This window comes from Saccharospirillum impatiens DSM 12546 (assembly GCF_000423605.1).
GTDB lineage: Bacteria > Pseudomonadota > Gammaproteobacteria > Pseudomonadales > Natronospirillaceae > Saccharospirillum > Saccharospirillum impatiens.
Window position 1 is genome coordinate 1 of sequence record NZ_AUIH01000126.1, and the last position, 2,288, is coordinate 2,288.

Sequence of the window (2,288 nt, forward strand, 5' to 3'; positions counted from 1 at the left end):
ATGAAGCTGTAGTCATCCAATTGAGCTGCGGGCAGGTCCAAATATTGCAGATTCTCTGGAAGCACCAATTGCGACAGGTCGTTATCGGTTACCCGGAGCATCAGCAATTGAACCAGGCCTTCAGGTAAATGAACACGAGACATATCGGAGGGCACACTCGCTTCGCCCAGCAATATACTTTTTAGGTTCGGGAGTGTTTCGCCATCTACTTGAAGCTGTTTGATATCGCTACCAAAGAGGTTCAACGTACCCAAAGCAGGAAGCTGGGTTACGGTCAGGTTTTCCACGTTGCTATGGGTTACGAGTAGAGTTTCTAGTTCAGCCGAACAACCAGCAGTGTTAAATTCACCGTTAAGACCTGAACTAATGTACCGGATAAACTGTATCTGTGGATATTGGCAGACCGAGCTCGCGCTCACTATATCAGGAGCATGTAAATGGAATGCTCTTAGCGGCAGCTTAGTACTTATCCAGTTGATATCGAACGGCGATTCAACGGTATCAATTATCCCGAGGATAGACAGCTCTTCAAATTGATTAATAACGTCCACATCACTTCTTGTTACTTCGATAAAGCTTCTATAGAAAAGGCGCCCGTCGCGAGTCCAGATTGGATTGGCTGAACCTGGGGATTGTCTATGTTCAGTGATCCAAGTTTCTGATTCTATTTTATCCCTAGACTTAACTATAACGCCCGGATATAACCAAGGCACGATACCTTCGTCATTATAAATTGGCTGCAAGTACTCCAGAATTGATGAATTGCGATACAGATACTCCTTAGAAGTTTTTGTAAAATAAGTCATACTATTCAACAACTCTACATCCCCAGGGTCAGCAAATGCCTCTATTCCCTCCACCGTCAAGGGCAACTCAGGCAGAGGCTTGGGCTCATCCGCCTGGCAAGCCACACTCACGACACTGCAGAACACGATCAAGGCCGCCTGCTGAACCAATTTTGGGATTGTCATAAGTCAGATTTGCCTTTCAAAAGAGTTTCAAATGCGCCCGGCTCTTGCCCGGCGTCCTGTGCGGCTGCTTGCACCAGTATCTCGCTTTGCTCTGCTGTTACTGAAACCGCATTAGGTGTAACCGCCTGACCCTTCAGGGCACACAAGCGCTGAATTTTCCCTGTGGGCGTCTCATAGGGCAACAGGGTACCAAGGGTAATCGGTTGAAAGGTAACGGCGTTATCGTATTCGTAGGCGAGCAAGCCGGCGCGACAGTTAAGTGGGAGTTGAAAGCGGATAACCCCATTGGCATCTGTCTCGCCGATCAGGGGACTGGGCCCATCAGGCCAAACGAAACGCACTTCCTGGTTGGCCAGGGGTTCCTGGTTTTCCTGGTAGAGAGTCACGGCGAGTCGGAACCGGGGTTTCCGAACCGGCAACTCAGTATGTTCGTTCAGCGCCAGTGGGCGACCACGCTGTTGTTCCGGCAACGTCAGAACGTCGCCAGGCGCCAGGCAGCCAGACCGGTGTCGGGGTTCCAGCAGTGCCTGGTTTTCGGGATGCTGCATCAGGGTGTCGACAGACACGCCGGCTTCCGTCGCTATGGAAATCACGCATTCATCGTATCGGACGGTTCTTGTGGACATCGTTCACTCCTTGATACTGTGGTACAGCACTTCGGCCGTGGCGCCTTTGAGGCCGTCTTTTTGCAAACGCAGGTAGCCCTGCTCGTCGGCTCGCGCCAGAATTTCAGTACCATCTTCCCGTGTGACCACTACGTCGGCGTGTGGTATCGGTTGGTTAGCCTCGTCAGTGACAGCCAGGCTGACCCATTCCCGGGCATTCTCATCATGGGCCCGGGTGTCACGTTCGTAAGCATGGGGCGAAACTTCAACAGGTGGTATACCGTCGAGTTCGAGCGATTCAGTACGCGGAATCTCGGGGGTGTTGATGGCTGGGCCTTCCTCTGGTTCATTCCCAGCCCCAACCTCATAGTGCACCTCGCCGTTAAAAATAACGCCGTTCTGGCCATTCAAGGTGACCTTCTTCCCGAACAGTTTAATGTTGCCACTGGGATCGATTTTAACGCCGCCGTCACCTTGCTTCAGTAGAATGTCGCCATTGCCATTGCCCTGAATGTGAATGTTGCCATTTATCTGATGAATGGCAGCGCCGGACTGTACTTGCAGTTGCAGGTCGCCGTTGGTGACAGTGGTGCTCTGACCGTTCATGGCTTTGATACTGTAACCGGTCATTCTACGGAGTGGTTGCAGGCCATATAAAGATCTGATTGCCTCGGATCAGCAGCGAAGCGTTCTTTCCAAAGTCTTGGTGTCA

3 protein-coding genes are annotated in these 2,288 nt (G+C 51.4%); all 3 read right to left on the bottom strand.

The features are described from left to right. The coding region (locus G565_RS25330; RefSeq protein WP_037340854.1) for a hypothetical protein at window positions 1-971 on the bottom strand (971 nt) is incomplete at its 3' end. Further along, window positions 968-1,597 (bottom strand): hypothetical protein, encoded by a 630-nt coding sequence (locus tag G565_RS0120730; protein ID WP_028672511.1) that lies wholly within the window; start codon window positions 1,595-1,597, stop codon window positions 968-970. The genes G565_RS0120730 and G565_RS25330, both read right to left, overlap by 4 nt. Before the next feature lie 3 nt (window positions 1,598-1,600). Beyond that, on the bottom strand, window positions 1,601-2,206 hold the full coding sequence (locus G565_RS0120735) for a hypothetical protein (RefSeq protein ID WP_028672512.1): 606 nt from the start codon (window positions 2,204-2,206) through the stop codon (window positions 1,601-1,603). Window positions 2,207-2,288: the final 82 nt, after the last annotated feature.